The sequence below is a fragment of the Streptomyces sp. NPDC050535 genome (genome assembly GCF_044457665.1).
In the GTDB taxonomy this organism is placed as follows: Bacteria; Actinomycetota; Actinomycetes; order Streptomycetales; family Streptomycetaceae; genus Streptomyces.
The window spans coordinates 1-14,763 of the sequence record NZ_JBITHE010000023.1 but is presented as its reverse complement, the minus strand read 5'-3'; the positions used below and the strand labels follow the sequence as shown (position 1 = coordinate 14,763).

The 14,763-nt window shown below is 72.0% G+C and carries 10 protein-coding genes; 5 read left to right on the top strand and 5 right to left on the bottom strand.

All coding sequences use genetic code 11. The features are described 5' to 3' along the window. Positions 1 to 268 precede the first annotated feature (268 nt). Positions 269 to 2,848, bottom strand: coding sequence for an ABC transporter permease (locus tag ACIBLC_RS34755; protein ID WP_399215377.1), 2,580 nt, complete (start codon positions 2,846 to 2,848; stop codon positions 269 to 271). After that, positions 2,845 to 3,633: an ABC transporter ATP-binding protein gene (locus ACIBLC_RS34750; protein ID WP_399215376.1), complete on the bottom strand. Its 789-nt coding sequence runs from the start codon at positions 3,631 to 3,633 to the stop codon at positions 2,845 to 2,847. Before ACIBLC_RS34750 ends, ACIBLC_RS34755 begins: the two co-directional genes overlap by 4 nt. A gap of 425 nt (positions 3,634 to 4,058) precedes the next feature. On the opposite strand from ACIBLC_RS34750, the gene ACIBLC_RS34745 reads away from it, so the two are divergent. The 3 genes from ACIBLC_RS34745 to ACIBLC_RS34735 all read left to right on the top strand — a co-directional run bounded on the left by ACIBLC_RS34745 (position 4,059) and on the right by ACIBLC_RS34735 (position 7,853). Next, positions 4,059 to 5,570 (top strand): MFS transporter, encoded by a 1,512-nt coding sequence (locus tag ACIBLC_RS34745; protein ID WP_399215375.1) that lies wholly within the window; start codon positions 4,059 to 4,061, stop codon positions 5,568 to 5,570. A 157-nt stretch (positions 5,571 to 5,727) separates the two neighbouring features. Then, positions 5,728 to 6,219 (top strand): DUF485 domain-containing protein, encoded by a 492-nt coding sequence (locus ACIBLC_RS34740; RefSeq protein WP_399215374.1) that lies wholly within the window; start codon positions 5,728 to 5,730, stop codon positions 6,217 to 6,219. Then, a complete protein-coding gene (locus tag ACIBLC_RS34735; RefSeq protein ID WP_399215373.1) occupies positions 6,216 to 7,853 on the top strand; it encodes a cation acetate symporter in 1,638 nt (545 codons plus the stop codon). Before ACIBLC_RS34740 ends, ACIBLC_RS34735 begins: the two co-directional genes overlap by 4 nt. Before the next feature lie 24 nt (positions 7,854 to 7,877). On the opposite strand, the gene ACIBLC_RS34730 is transcribed toward ACIBLC_RS34735, so the two are convergent. From ACIBLC_RS34730 to ACIBLC_RS34720, 3 genes are all read right to left on the bottom strand, one after another. Next, positions 7,878 to 8,765 (bottom strand): cellulose-binding protein, encoded by an 888-nt coding sequence (locus ACIBLC_RS34730; RefSeq protein WP_399215372.1) that lies wholly within the window; start codon positions 8,763 to 8,765, stop codon positions 7,878 to 7,880. 371 nt (positions 8,766 to 9,136) lie between these two features. Next, positions 9,137 to 11,881: an SUKH-4 family immunity protein gene (locus tag ACIBLC_RS34725; RefSeq protein WP_399215371.1), complete on the bottom strand. Its 2,745-nt coding sequence runs from the start codon at positions 11,879 to 11,881 to the stop codon at positions 9,137 to 9,139. A gap of 7 nt (positions 11,882 to 11,888) precedes the next feature. Then, positions 11,889 to 12,902, bottom strand: coding sequence for an SMI1/KNR4 family protein (locus tag ACIBLC_RS34720; protein WP_399215370.1), 1,014 nt, complete (start codon positions 12,900 to 12,902; stop codon positions 11,889 to 11,891). Between the two features lie 229 nt (positions 12,903 to 13,131). Here ACIBLC_RS34720 and ACIBLC_RS34715 point away from each other — a divergent pair, with 229 nt between their 5' ends. Then, entirely contained in the window at positions 13,132 to 13,647 is a 516-nt protein-coding gene (locus tag ACIBLC_RS34715) for a YwqJ-related putative deaminase (RefSeq protein ID WP_399215369.1), read from the top strand. 124 nt (positions 13,648 to 13,771) lie between these two features. Then, a complete protein-coding gene (locus ACIBLC_RS34710) occupies positions 13,772 to 14,266 on the top strand; it encodes an SUKH-3 domain-containing protein (RefSeq protein ID WP_399215368.1) in 495 nt (164 codons plus the stop codon). Positions 14,267 to 14,763: the final 497 nt, after the last annotated feature.

Sequence of the window (14,763 nt, the reverse complement as noted above, 5' to 3'; positions counted from 1 at the left end):
AGGGCAACGCGAAGGGCCCGACACGTGTTCCGGGCCGGGGGCCTCCAGCGTACGTCGGCGTCGCGCTCGCCGTGGGGTCGTGCGATACCCGGCACGGGTGTGGGCGTCCCCGGGGGCTGCCGCCCCCCGACCCCCCGCTTCGCGCTGACGCGCTCGTCCTCAAACGCCGGACGGGCTGAAAGATCTCCCACACGCGCTCGGGCCCGGTGGCCGGAGGGCATCCCCTCCGGCCACCGGGCCCGTTCCCCGCGACCCCCGTGCGCGGTGGCTATTCGGTGGCGATCGCGTTCAGGACGTTCATCCGGCCCGCCCGGAAGGCCGGGACCAGCGCGGCGAACAGGCCCACGAACGCGGAGCCGATGAAGACGGCGATGATCGTCGGCCAGGGGATCTCCAGAACCTTCAGGCCCTCCAGGGCCAGCAGCTTCTGGGCCGTCGCGCCCCAGCCCATGCCCAGGCCGAGGCCGAGCAGGGCGCCGAAGAGGGCGATGACGACCGACTCCAGGCGGATCATGCGGCGCAGCTGGCGCCGCGAGAGACCGACGGCCCTCATGAGGCCGATCTCGCGGGTCCGCTCCACCACCGACAGGGCCAGGGTGTTCACGACACCCAGGACCGCGACGATGATCGCCAGGGCCAGCAGGCCGTAGATCATGTTGAGGAGCTGGCCGATCTGGTCCTTGAGCGATTCCTTGTAGTCGGTCTGGTCACGGACCGTGTACTGCGGATAGTCGTGCAGCGCCGACTTCAGCGACGTGTAGGCGGCTGCCTCCTGGCCGTCCTTCGCCGAGGCGAAGACCATCTCGTCGAGGGGCATCCTGTCGGCGGGCACGTACTTGGCGAGGGTGTCGATCGACATGTACATCGCACCCGCGTCGATCACGACGTCGCTGCTGGTGATCGCACGGACCGTGAGCCGGGCCTCGGAGCCGTCCTTGAAGCCGACGCCGATCTTGGAGCCGAGGGTGATGCCGTGGTCCTTGGCGAACTGCTCGTGGACGGACATCGAGTCCGGCTTGTAGGCGTCCGTGAGGTTGCCCGCGACCGTCTTGGTGACCAGGTCCTGGGCGTACGTCGGGTCGGCCGCCGTGACCGCCGTGTCCTTGAGCGTCTTGCCGTCGGGGGTGGTGAAGTCGGCCTCGGTCCACTTGTACTCGGTGACCCGCGTGAGCCCCTCGGTGTCCTTGACGGCCTGTACCGCCTGCGGGGTGATGAGTTGGCCGCTGTCGGACTGGATGATGAAGTCGGTGCCGACGGTCTTGTCGAGCTGGTCGGTGGCGGAGGCCACCATCGAGGAGCCGACCACGGAGAGGCAGGCGACCAGCGCGAGGCCGATCATCAGGGCCGCTCCGGTGGCGCCGGTGCGGCGCGGGTTGCGCAGCGCGTTGCGCTCGGCCAGCCGCCCGACCGGCCCGAAGGCCCGCAGCACGACCACGCTGAGGCCCCGGACCACCACGGAGGCGAGCAGCGGGCCGATGATGACGAACCCGATGAGGGTCAGCACCACACCGGCACCGAGGACGAGCGAGCCCTCGGTCGCCTTGTCGGCCGTGGCCGCCGCGTAGAGCGCGGCGGTTCCGGCGCCGGTGAGGACCAGGCCGATCAGACCGCGGACGAGACCTGCCTTGCCGTCCGCCGGCGTACCGGCGTCGCGCAGCGCGGCCATCGGCGAGACCTTGCCGGCCCGCCGGGCCGGCACGTACGCCGCGAACACCGTGACCAGCACGCCGAGCACCAGCCCGATCACCGGGGTCGTCCAGGCGACGGTCAGGTCGGACGTCGACAGGTGCATGCCCATCTGGCCCATGAGCTTCATCAGCCCGACGGCGATGCCGACACCCGCGCCGACCCCGAGCACCGAGCCGAAGAAGCCGAGCAGCAGGGCCTCGACGAGCACCGAGAGGTTGACCTGCCTGCGGGAGGAGCCGATGGCACGCATCAGGCCGATCTCGCGGGTGCGCTGGGCGACCAGCATCGAGAAGGTGTTGATGATCAGGAAGATGCCGACGAGGAAGGCGATCCCGGCGAAGCCGAGCATCGCGTACCGCATCACGTTCAGGAGGCTCTCGACGTCGCCGGCGTTCGCGTCGGAGACCTCCTTGGCGGTCTGCACCTGGTAGCCGCCGCCGAGTTCGGCCACCACGTTCTTCTTGAGCTGCGCGTCGGTGACGCCGGAGGCGGCGGTGACGTTGACGTTCGTGTAGACGCCGGTCTGCCCGACCAGGGTCTGCTGGGCGGTCTTCGTGTCCAGGTAGAAGATCGCGGCACCAGGGTTGGTGACGGTGAAGTCGGCGATGCCGGAGATCTTCGCGAGGTGGGTGCCGACGGCGCTGATGACGCCGATCTCGTCACCCAGCGCGAGGTGGTGCTTGTCGGCGGTGTCGGCGTCGATCATGACCTGGTCGGCGCCCTCGGGCTCCGCCCCGGAGGTGATCTTCATGGTGCGGGCTTCGTTGCTGTTCCAGCTGCCGACGATGGTCGGCGCGCCGCTGGTGGGCGACAGGCTGTCCTTGTCGGCGTCGACCACGGTCACCGAGGTCGAGAAGACGGTGCCCTCGGCCGACTTGACGCCGTCGGCCTTCCGGACCTCGCTGAGCACGGAGGCGGGGATGACCGGCGGCTTGCCGTTGTCGGACTGGGTCTCGCCGCTGTCCGAGGCGTCCTTGGCGCTGACGGTCACGTCGGAGGAGGTCGCCGCGAACAGCTTGTCGAACGTCGTGTTCATCGTGTCGGTGAAGACGAGGGTGCCGCACACGAACGCCACCGACAGCATGACGGCCACGGCCGACAGGGCCATCCGCCCCTTGTGCGCGAAGAAGTTGCGCCTGGAGGTCTTCATGACAGTCATGACGTACGTCCCCGGGCGTCGAAGTCCTTCATGCGGTCCAGGACCTGATCGGCGGTCGGCTGGTACATCTCGTCGACGATCCGGCCGTCCGCGAGATACAGCACGCGGTCCGAGTACGAGGCGGCCACCGGGTCGTGCGTGACGATCACGATGGTCTGGCCGAGCTCGTCGACGCTGCGGCGCAGGAAGCCCAGGACCTCGGCGCCCGCGCGGGAGTCCAGGTTTCCGGTCGGCTCGTCACCGAAGATGATCTCGGGCCGGGCGGCCAGCGCGCGGGCCACGGCGACGCGTTGCTGCTGTCCGCCGGAGAGCTGGCTGGGGCGGTGCTTGAGGCGGTCCTTGAGACCGACCGTCTCCACGACCTGGGCGAGCCAGCCCTTGTCGGGCTTGCGGCCGGCGATGTCCATCGGGAGCGTGATGTTCTCGATCGCGTTCAGCGTCGGCAGCAGGTTGTACGCCTGGAAGATGAAGCCGACCCGGTCCCGGCGAAGCTGCGTGAGCTTCTTGTCCTTGAGCCCGGTGATCTCGGTCTCGTCCAGGAAGATCTGTCCGCTCGACACCGTGTCGAGCCCGGCGAGGCAGTGCATCAGCGTGGACTTGCCGGACCCCGAGGGGCCCATGATCGCGGTGAACTGGCCCCGCGCGATGTCCACGTCGATGTGGTCGAGGGCGACGACGCGGGTCTCACCGGACCCGTACGCCTTCACGACCTGCCGCGCTCGTGCGGCAACGGCCGTACGCCCTCCAGTGCCCCCGTGCCTGGGAATGGTTACAGCCGAAGTCACGGTATGTCTCCTAAGTCGGTCAGCGGATGACCCGCGTCAGGTGGTGCGTGGATGATTCGCGCTAACTGGTTACGTGGATGAGTCTGCTGGCCGGAGGGTGTCCGGCGCGCTGGTGCCCGGACCCGTCTTGTGCTGGGGAAAACCCCACCCCCGAAGGTGCGGTCCACCGCCGCGAGCCGTGCCGTCGCACAGCTCCCAGCGGCATAAAGCCAGGTTAAGGACGGCCTTCGGCCATCTCGTCCTCCGTCGGTACGACCCCGCCCCTGCCTCTGATGCGGAGATACCCCTAGGGGCCGTCCACCCTGAGGCGGAGTCCTCCTCAGGGTTGCCTCCACCCCCGGACCGCTCCAGCGTCCACCCTGCCGCGACGCGAGGGTCAAGTGGCAGAGTGTTCCCGGCAGATCGTTGCAGGGGGAAGGAATCCAGTGGGCCGTACCCGACCCGCCGTACGCGACGCCGCCCAGGACCCCGCCGCCGGCACGGACAGACGCGGCGCCGTCGTCGCCGCCCTGATGCTCTCCATGGCGCTGGCGGCCCTCGACGCCACCATCGTGTCGACGGCCGTGCCGCAGATCGTCGGCGACCTGGGCGGCTTCTCGGTCTTCTCCTGGCTGTTCTCGGGCTATCTGCTGGCCGTGACGGTCATGCTCCCCGTCTACGGCAAGCTCTCCGACACCTTCGGCCGCAAACCGGTGCTGATCGCGGGCTCGATCCTCTTCATGGCCGGCTCCCTGCTCTGCGCCACCGCCTGGAACATGGCCGCGCTCATCGCCTTCCGCGTCGTCCAGGGGCTGGGCGGCGGCGCCCTCCAGGGCACGGTCCAGACCCTCGCCGCCGACCTCTACCCGCTCAAGGAACGCCCGAAGATCCAGGCCAAACTGTCCACCGTGTGGGCGACTTCGGCGATCGCGGGCCCCGCGCTCGGCGGTGTCCTCGCGGCGTACGCCGACTGGCGGTGGATCTTCCTCATCAACCTGCCGATCGGCGCGCTCGCGCTGTGGCTGATCGTCCGCCATCTGCACGAGCCGCGGCGCGAACCGGTACCCAGACCCCGCGTCGACTGGGCGGGCGCGCTCGCCGTCTTCGCCTGCGGCGGCGTCCTGCTGACCGCGCTGGTGCAGGGCGGGGTCGCCTGGGACTGGCTGTCCCCGCCCTCAACAGCCCTGCTCGGTACGGGAGTCGCGCTGATCGTGGCCGTCGTGGTCATCGAGCGGCGGGCCGCCGAGCCGATCATCCCCGGCTGGGTGTGGCGGCGGCGCACCATCGCCGCGGTGAACCTGGCCTGCGGTGCGCTCGGACTGCTCATGGTCGCGCCGACGGTCTTCCTCCCCACCTACGCCCAGGCGGTCCTGGGCCTCGGCCCGATCGCCGCCGGATTCGTGCTCTCCGTATGGACGTTGAGCTGGCCGCTGTCGGCGGCGCTCAGCCAGCACGTGTACCGCCGCATCGGTTTCCGCAACACCGCGATGATCGGCATCGGCACGGCGGCCGTCATCCTGCTGGCCTTCCCCTTCCTCCCCTACCCGGGCGAGCCCTGGCAGCCGGCTCTCCTCATGCTCCTGCTCGGCGGTGCGCTCGGCCTCTTCCAACTCCCCCTGCTCATCGGCGTCCAGTCGACCGTCGGCTGGGCCGAACGCGGCACCACCACCGCGTCCGTCCTCTTCTGCCGGCAGACCGGCCAGACCCTGGGCGCCGCACTGTTCGGCGCGGTCGCCAACGGCGTGCTGGCCGCCCGGCTCGGCGGCGCGGGCAACCTGGACGCGGTGACCCGCGCCCTGGACGAACCCGGCGGCGCCTCCGAGGAGTTGCGCCGCGCGGTCGCGGCGGCGGTCCACTCCGTCTACTTCGGCGCGGCCTGCGCGGCCGGACTCGCCTTCCTGGTACTGCTGTTGATCGCACCGCGAAGATTCCCGGTGATCAAGAGCCCGGAGGACTGAGGGCGCGTGCCCGAAGCCCACCCGGGTACCGGATACTCACCGACCACCCAGTTCGCCGAAAGCCGCACACACCCCGCCACCTGCGAGTAAGGTGCGTCGCCCACACCCCAGCTCCCTGCGGTCCGCTCCGGACCCTAGTCGCGCAAGGAGAAACGGGATGTCAGACGCGTCCTCGTCCCCACACCCGCCCCCGGAGCCCCAACAGCCGCACCCACGCCCAGATCCATACAAGAAGTCACACTTACCCCCTAACCAGCCCAACTCGCCGCCCTCCTCCTTCACTTACCCCTGGCAGCCGCCACCCCCGGAACCCCCGCGGAAGCGACTGCCGCGCCACCGCGCGATGGGCCGGCACAGCGACATCCGGCTGCTGCGAACCGCCTACCGCAGACTGCGCCGGGTGGCGACGCTCACGGCGCTCGGCTACTTCGTCCTCTTCCTCCTGCTGTCCGCGTTCGCGCCGGGCCTGATGACGAGCGAGGTGTCCGGCGGACTGTCCACCGGGCTGCTGCTCGGTCTGCTGCAACTGCCGGTGCTGTGCCTGGCGATCGGGCTGTACGAGTACACGGCGCGCCGCAGTGTCGACCCGATGGCGGCCCGGATCCGCCGGCAGACCGAGCTGAACGCCAGACGGGAGGCGGCACGGTGACCGGGTTCAGCAGTTCGGCGCAGGCGATGTCGCTGGTGGCGTTCACGGCGGTGGCCACGGTCACGCTTCTGCTGTGCGTGCTGACGGGGCCGGACCGGGACGACCTGGACGAGTTCTACACGGGGTACCGGTCGCTGTCGCCGATGCGCAACGGCCTCGCCATAGCCGGGGACTACATCTCAGCGGCGACGGTCCTGGCCACCGGCGGCATCATCGCGCTGGCCGGGTACGACGGCATCGTCCTCGCCCTGAGCACCGCCCTGTCCCTCGTGCTGCTGATGTTCCTGCTGGCCGAACCGCTGCGCAACGCGGGCCGGTTCACCATGGGGGACGCGCTCGCCCGCCGGATGCCCGGACGCGCCGTGCGCATCACCGCGTGTGCCACCACCCTCATCGCGCTGCTGCCGCTGATGCTTGTCCAACTGGCGGGCTCCGGCGACCTGTTGGCCTACATCCTCGGTTTCTCCGGCGACTCGGTGAAGACGGGCTGCGTCATCGGACTGGGCGCCCTGATGATCAGCTACGCGGCCATCGGCGGCATGAAGGGCACCGCACTCATCCAGATCATGAAGATCGTGATGCTGCTCGGCTCGGGCGTCGTGATCGCCCTGCTCATCCTGCACCGATTCGACTGGAACCCGGGAGCGCTGCTGGACGGGGCGGCGCGGGGCAGCGGGGCGGGCGAGGCGTTCCTCCAGTCCGGCCTGCAGTTCTCCGGCGGCTCCAACCCCCGTCTGGACATGATCAGTTCGGAACTGACGGTGGTCCTCGGCGGCGCGTGCCTGCCGCACGTCACCATGCGCATGTACACCGCGAGGAGCGCCCGGCAGGTACGCCGCTCGATGTCCTGGGCGGTGCCCTGCGTCGCGCTGTTCGTCCTGATCATCTCGGTCATCGGCCTCGGCGCCACCGCCCTGATCGGCCGCGCGACGATCACGGCCGCCGACCCGCAGGGCAACACCGCCTACCTGCTGGGCTCACGCGCCGCGTTCGGCACGGACGTCTCGACCGCCGAGACCCTGCTCTTCACCACCGTCACCACGGCGATCTTCCTGACCCTGCTCGCCTCGGTCGCCGGCATGATCCTGGCCTGCGCCAACTCCCTGGCCCACGACCTGTTCGCTCACGCGAGAGTGTTCCGCGGCAACCGCCGCCGCACCGACGAGCTCTCCCCGCGCCGCGAGATGCTGCTGGCCCGCGTCTCCGCCCTGGCGGTCGGCGCCGTCGCGATCCTGCTGGCCACCCTCGTCCAGCACCGCGGCCTCCAGCCCCTGATCACCCTGTCCCTCTGCCTGGGCGCCTCCGCCCTCGCCCCCGCCCTGGTCTACACCCTGTTCTGGCGCCGCTACACCCGCACCGGCCTCCTCGCCACCCTCATCGGCGGCACCCTCACCGTCCTCCTCCTGATGCCCGGCACCAACCTCGTCTCCGGCTCCCCCGGCGCCGCCTTCCCCGACTCCGACTTCAACTGGTTCCCGTTCACCACGACCGGCCTCGTGTCGATCCCCCTCGGCTTCGCGTACGGGTGGCTCGGCACCGTGGCCTCCGGGAGAAGGAAGGCGGAGGAACAGCGCAAGCAGTACGAGGCGGTGGAGGGGTGGATCCTGGCGGGTGGGACGCGCGGAGACGAGTGACGGCGGGGCCCGGCGAAGACGCGGCTACTCCGCGGGGGCGCGCCCGGTCAGAGCGGTGAGACTCGACTGGACGTGGTCCATGTGGGCCCGTACGTCGTCCCACCGCTCCCCGTGCTCGCGCAGTACCCGCTCGGTCTCCCGGGCGATCCGGTCTTCTCGCACCCTGGCCTCCGCCAGCACCTCGGCGGCCCGGCCCTCCGCGTCCTCCTGCCCGTGCCGGGCCGACTCCTCGGCCTCGGCGAGGGCACGTTCGGCCTCGGACAGCGCGGCCTCGGCCCGCTCGACCTGCCGCGCGTGGTGCGCGTCGAGGGCGGCCTCCCGGCCGGCGGCGGCGCGGCCGGCCTCCTCCCAGCGCTCGGCGTGCTCCTTCTCCTGCTCGGCGAGCAGCACCTGGGTCCGCTGTCTAACCTCCCGCAGCCCGGCCAGCGCCTCACCGCGGTTCTCCTTGATCTCGCGCCGGGCGGAGATCCGCGTCTCGTCGGCCTCGGCACGGGCGGCGAGGAGCCGCTGCCGGGCGCGTTCCTCGGCCTCGCCGCGCACCTCGTCGGCGTACTCCGCCGCGGCCTCCCGCACCCGCCGGCCCGCCGCCTCGGCCTCGTCGACGATCCGCTGGGCGTCCCGGCGCGCGGTGTCCCGTACCGCCGCGGCCTCCTCCTCGCCGAGGGCGAAGAGCCGCCCGGCACGCTCCCCGAGGGTCTCGTACGTCTGCGGAGCGAGCCCCGCGACGACCTCCCGCAGCCGCGCCGCCTCCGCGTCCATCTCCTTGGCCAGCACGGTCAGCCGGGCCGCCCGTTCCCACGCGGCGTCGCGGTCCGCGGAGAGCCCCGCGGCGTAGGCGTCGACCTGCTCGGGACGGTAACCACGCCCCCGTACGGCCATGAAGCCGTGCGGCGGCACCGATGCGCTGCTCATCCTTGAACCCCTCTCCGCGGACACCCACGAAACGACGACGCCGGAATGCCGAAATGCCGAAATTTCGAATGACGATTTCGCGCACATCTTGATGGATCAGACGGAAGTGTTCATAACGCGACACTCCGCCCACCGGCTCAGTCAGAGACGTGTCATTCGCGGTCGTCGGCCGGAATCGCGGTGTCGGCGCGCAGCGCGGAGAAGGGCTGTTCGGCCTTCGCGCCGTCCCACTCGACGACAATCACCGACCTCCTCGGCGGAGGCCTCCGCCCCCACCGGAACGGTCGTCCCGGCCCGCGCCCGGACATACGGACGAGGCGCCCGACCCGTCGCGCGGGTCGAGCGCCTCGTTCGTACGTATACGGGCGGGCCTACAGCAACCCGTCCCACATCTCTTCCAGCAGCACCGACCACCAGCTCTCCGGCGACCCGAGGGCCGCCGGGTCCAGGGCGGCGAGCTGCGCCTGGAAGTCGACGGTCCAGCGGCCCGCCTGCTCCTGGTTCAGCCCGAAGCGCAGCCGCCACATCCGGCCGAGCAGGGCCAGGCAGCGCGCGAACTCGGGCAGCCCCGTGTTCACGAACTGCGGCGGCACCGGGGCACCGCCCGGACCCGCCTCCACCGGCACGGCCACGATGTGCGCCGTGCCGTACTGGACGCAGATCGCCTTGCCGAAGTCACTGCCCATCACGAGGTAGGAGCCCGCGTCCGAGGACGGCTGCACCCCGCGCTCCGCCGCCAGCTCCGCCAGCGTCGGCACCGGACGGCCCGGCTGGGCCTGCGCCCAGAAGAACGGGCCCATGTCGGCCGGCAGCCCGGCCACCACGAGCGTGTGCGCCACGATGTTCGGCACACCCTGCCGCGACACCGCCACCTGGTCGAACCGGAACACCCCCGGCCCGAACGCCGCCGCCAGCTCCTGCCCGATCACCTCCGGCGGAATCGGCGGCGCGGGCTGCACCGGCGGAATCGGCGCCCGCACCGGCGCGAGCCGCGCGGGTCCGTCCGCCACCTGGTGCAACTCCCCCTGGTGCGCGAGGAGTTGACTCATCCCCTGCTGACGGCTCGCGTGATCCGTGCCGTACGGGGCGATGCTCGTGATCCGCGCCTGCGGCCAGGTCTCCCTGATCATCCGCGCGCAGTACGCGCCCGGCAGCTCACAGGACTCCAGCTCCGTGTGCAGCTCCAGCACCTGCTGCGGCGGCACGTTCATCGCCCGCAGCTCGTGCAGCATCTGCCACTCCGGGTGCGCCGTACCCGGCGCGGAACGCCGGATCAGCTGCTGCTCGGAACCGTCCTGCGCGCGATAACGCAGCACGGCCTGATAGCCCGGCCCGACGGTCGGCTGACCCGTCTGCGGATAGCCGTACGCCGGGGGCGCCGGGGGTTGCTGACCGGGCCGGCCGGGCAGGGACTGGCCCGGCATCGGCTGGCCCGGCAGGGGCTGGGGCGCGCCAGGGGTGTACGGGGCCGGCGGTGCGCCGGGGCCTCCGACCGGCGGGCCCGAGAGCATGGTCGCGGCGTGGTGGACACCGCCGGGGGGTGTGCCACCGGGGGGCTGCGGCGCGCCGGGTACGCCAGGCGCACCCGGCGGCTTGGGACCGCCCGGGGCACCCGGCGGCTGGGGCGCGCCGGGGCCGCCGACCGGCGGACCGGACAACATCGTCGCGGCGTGATGAACACCGCCGGGACCACCCGGACCACCGGGCGCACCCGGAGCCCCAGGGGCCGCGGGCGCGCCGGGCACCCGCGGCCCCGAGGGATTCTGAGACCCCGCGGGCCCGTCCGGACCGAACTGCGAGACAAGCTGCGTCGGCACATACCCGCCGCCGGGAGCGCCGGGAGCACTCGGCGCACCGGGCACGGGCGGCGGAGGCACACTCCCGGGCCGCGCGCCCGGTACACCCGGCGCACTCGGCGGAGGAGGAGCGCTCGCCGGACCCCGCGCGCCCTTCGGGGGCTGCGCCTTACTGGTCGCGGCGTCGGCGATGTCACTGGCATTGGGCCGCGGAGGCGCGGCGGGCGGCGTACCAGGAACACCCGGGACACCATGAGCACCCGGAACCGGCGGCGCACCGGGCGGCGGCGTACTAGGCACTCCACCCGGCCCCTGCGGAAACCCGTAGGCGGCCGGAGCCGGAGCCGGAGCGGCGGGCGGCGGCGTACTCGGAACCGCACCCGGTCCCTGCGGATAGCCGTACGAAGGCGGGCCCGGAGGGGGCGTGCCCTGCGGACCGCCGGGAGGACCCTGCGGATAGCCGTAGGAGGGCGCGACCGGCGGGGTGGGATTCCGGGGAGTGCCCGGGCCCTGCGGCGAGTTGGGGTCATCGACCGCCGGAGCCGTCGTCGTACGCGGAAGCTGGCTGCCCCCGGACATCAGGGCGGTCTTGGCGCTCGGCGGCGGAGTACCGTCGCGGTCGGCATCGGTCAGCGGCGGCGCGAACACGGTCGCCGGCAGCGGTACGGAACGATCCTCACCGGCGTCGGCGTTGGTGTCGGTCCCCGCCCACGGAGTCGCGTCGGCGGGCACAACGGGCGCCCCCGAACCCTGCCCGCCACCGGCCGGAGGCCACGCAGTGCCCCCACCGCCGCCGGGGGCACCCGGCGCGAAGTGCGCCGGAGGAGCGTCGGCCGGCGACGGAGGCGCGCCCGAACCCCCGGCCCCGGACGCAGACGCCGCCGCGGCCGGACGGGACCCGGCCCCGTCCGACGGCGCACCCGTCGCCCCGACCCGCCGGTCCTGGATCCCCAGCTTGTCCGCGGCCTCCTGCAACCACTCGGGGGGACTCAACAAGAAGGACGTCTGATTCAGATCGACACGAGCCTGAGGAGCCGGCGCCGCCTCCGGAGCCGCGTCCGACACCCCGTACTGCTCCTCGTACCGGCGGATCACCTCGCCCACCGGCAACGAGGGCCACAACGTGGCCTCCCCGCTGTCCCGGGCGATGACGAGCCGCTGCGCGCCCCCGTCGGAACGCGGACCGTCGGGACGGTCCTCGGCCCACACCACGAACCCGAGTTCGAACTCCCGTACCCGCACCTCACGGTGCTGGTACGCGACCACATCCCCGTTGATCCACTGTTCCGCACGCTCCTGCGCCTGCGCGAAGGTCACCATCGAACGCTCACTCCCCCACCGAAGACGCGGGGGCCGCGGAAGCCCCCACGGAGACAGGAACAGCGTGCGCGAAGCCGCCGTCCACCATCAGGTTCGCCACCGTCTCCAACTCCGGCGGATTACCCGCGAGCCGGGACAGGAACTCGTCGAAGTCATCACCGCAGGGCAGCAGGAGCCGCCGCACCCGCTCCGCGGGCGGCCAGGCATCCTGGTCGCGGACATCGTCGTAAGCGCAGAACCAGACCGACCCGATCCCCTCGCCCTTCACCTTCACGGCGAGCAGACCGCCCTGCACGAAGGCGACGCACAGGTAGTCCTTGGTCAGATGGTCACGGAGGCACTTGTTGATGTAGACGAGGTCATTGAGCGTCGCCTCGTCACGCACCGTGAAGAACGGCTGGTCCACCAGGAGACCCAGCTCGGCGTCGAGCGCGGCACCCACCGGCGCACAGCCACCCGCCGCCTTCAGGAAGGACCGGTAGGCACCCGGCAGCCGGTAGCCGAGTTCCTCCTCGACCCCCTGCACCTGCTGCTCGGTCACCGCGACCGACGACTTCGGCAGTCCGAAGTGCGCGGGCCACGTCTCCTGCAACGGCCGCGTGCCGCGCTTCTCGTGATCCACCGGCGCCGTCGCGAGCCCGCCGTGGTGCCGCAGCAACGCCTTCACATCGACAGGGACGAGTTCGAGGCGCCGGGTCCCCGGCACGTGGTGCCAGGTCCAGCCGTGCGGAGTCGCCACCGCGGGGATCGTGTCCCACAGGTCATGGCCGGTGGCGGCGAGCACGGCGTTCGCGGACACGTAGTCCGTGAGCCGCAGTTCGTCCACGCCGAAGCCCTCCGGGGGTTCGGCGATCTCCGCGGCGGCACGCGCGTACGCCGAGAAGTCGGGATAGCCGTACTCATCGATCCGCACACCCCTGGGGTGGCGGGCCGCCCGGACCGGATCCGGGAAATGTACGACCTGCCCGGCGTAGGCCGCGTTCGGCGGCGCGGCTTGCTGCCCGAGCCGACCTGTCGTCATGGCGGTTGCCCCCTGCGGCGTTGTCAATAGCGGTATGGATCGCGGATGTCGACAGCCTATGCGGTTGTACGACCCCGGTCACCGGGCCTCCGGTTCCGTGACCTGCCGTCACCCTGCCGTGACGGTGCGACGAAGACCGGGCGTGTCGCACCGCCCCAGCTTCCCCACCCGCCACGCCATTTGGCAGTCTGTCTCCGCACCGGGGGATGCACGGGAGGAAAAAACGATCATGAGCGCCACGCATACAGGGGCACAACCGGACACGTCCGGGGACCCCAGAGTCGGCTGGAGCAGCGCCGATACGCAGCACGTCCCCGCCCTCCTGCACCGGCGCGACGGCATACTCCCCAACGTCGCCGCCGCCCTCTCCGTACGCGGCGAAACCCTCACCGGCACCGCCGCCCGCGGCGACCAGCCGCCCACTCTCCACCCGCTGGTACAGGATTTCCTCGACACCCTCACCAACGTGCAGCGCGACCGTTTCACCGGCCGCTGCGCCGAGGCGATCCTCATCTCCCGGCACATCGCCGCCATCGACAACGCCCGCACCAAGCGCGCCGGACGCAAGCCGATCACCAACGGCGAGGCCCGCAAGGCCCTCAAGCAGGCCAAGCTCACCGCCCGCCGCATCCGCGAGGACGGTGACCCGCTGCACGGCAGCTTCGCCGAGCCCTGCCGCGCCTGCACCGCGCTCAGCGACCACTTCGGCGTCCGCATCGTCGACCCGACACCGTCCGGCGTCTGAACTCCCCCACCCCCGCGTACGTACAACGGCGATGACACCCGTCCCCACCGGAGACGGACCACTCACGCCCACTCCACGCCCACCCCACCCCACGCCCACCCGACACTCGACGAACGAAGGGCAGATGTACGCCGACCGCACCTCCACCACACGCTTCCCCGTACCCGTGGACGCCGCGCTGCGTACCGCCGGCTGGCAGCCCGGGCGCTGGGACATAAAGCAGGCCGAGTACTGGGCCGACGCGCTGCGCGGGCACGAGTCGCCCGCCGGGCATCAGCACGCGGTGTTTCCGGCGGCCGTCGAGGCGTGGGCCGAGTTCGGCGGGCTGCGCGTCACCTCGCCCGGGCCGGGCCGTCAGATCGCCCCGGCCGCGCTCCACTTCGACCCCCTTCACGGGCTCCACCTCGCCCGTACCCTCGGCGACCTCGGCCGCGCCCTCGACACCGAGGTCTGCCCCCTCGGTGAGGAGTCCGACAACCGCGCCCTCCTCGCCATCGACGCCGAGGGCCGCGTCTACGCCCTCGACCACACCGGCGACTGGTTCCTGGGCCCCGACATCGACACCGCCCTCCACACCCTCCTCGCAGGCATCGACCCCATCCGCCTGACCACGAGCTAGCCCCCGGGGCCCGACAAACAGTCGCTTCTTCCGCCCCCTCCGCCCCTACCCAACCCGTACCTGAGGGCTCCGCCCCCAGCCCCCCGAACGCCCGAAGGGCTCGTCCTCAAACGCCGGACGGGCTGAAAGATCCCGGCCCCCATGGGGTGGGGAGGGGATCGGCACGGGACGGCACCACCCGGATCGCCACCGCCAGACGGGTCGAGGGGCGGCCCGCACCGGAGCCAAGGCGCGCCACGTCCCCACCGTTGGATGGCAGGACGCCGAACGGCCCGGTTGACGCCCACCGGCGGGAGGGGCCGGGGGCCGGTACATCACATGCCCGTCGCGTACGCCCGCGTCACCGGACCCGCCCCCTCTCGCCCGACGTCTGATCCGGCGGCGACGGGCGGATGTACCGGCCCCCGGCCCCCCCCCCCCCCCCCGCGGCAGCCCCCCCCCCCCCCCGGCCCCCGCCCCCCCCCCCCGCCGGGCGCCCCCCCCACCCCCCCCCCCCC

Coding starts and splice junctions, on each gene's coding strand:
- ACIBLC_RS34755 (WP_399215377.1), bottom strand. CDS start 2,848: ATGACTGTCATGAAGACCTCCAGGCGCAACTTCTTCGCGCACAAGGGG.
- ACIBLC_RS34725 (WP_399215371.1), bottom strand. CDS start 11,881: ATGGTGACCTTCGCGCAGGCGCAGGAGCGTGCGGAACAGTGGATCAAC.
- ACIBLC_RS34720 (WP_399215370.1), bottom strand. CDS start 12,902: ATGACGACAGGTCGGCTCGGGCAGCAAGCCGCGCCGCCGAACGCGGCC.
- ACIBLC_RS34715 (WP_399215369.1), top strand. CDS start 13,132: ATGAGCGCCACGCATACAGGGGCACAACCGGACACGTCCGGGGACCCC.
- ACIBLC_RS34740 (WP_399215374.1), top strand. CDS start 5,728: ATGTCAGACGCGTCCTCGTCCCCACACCCGCCCCCGGAGCCCCAACAG.
- ACIBLC_RS34730 (WP_399215372.1), bottom strand. CDS start 8,765: ATGAGCAGCGCATCGGTGCCGCCGCACGGCTTCATGGCCGTACGGGGG.
- ACIBLC_RS34710 (WP_399215368.1), top strand. CDS start 13,772: ATGTACGCCGACCGCACCTCCACCACACGCTTCCCCGTACCCGTGGAC.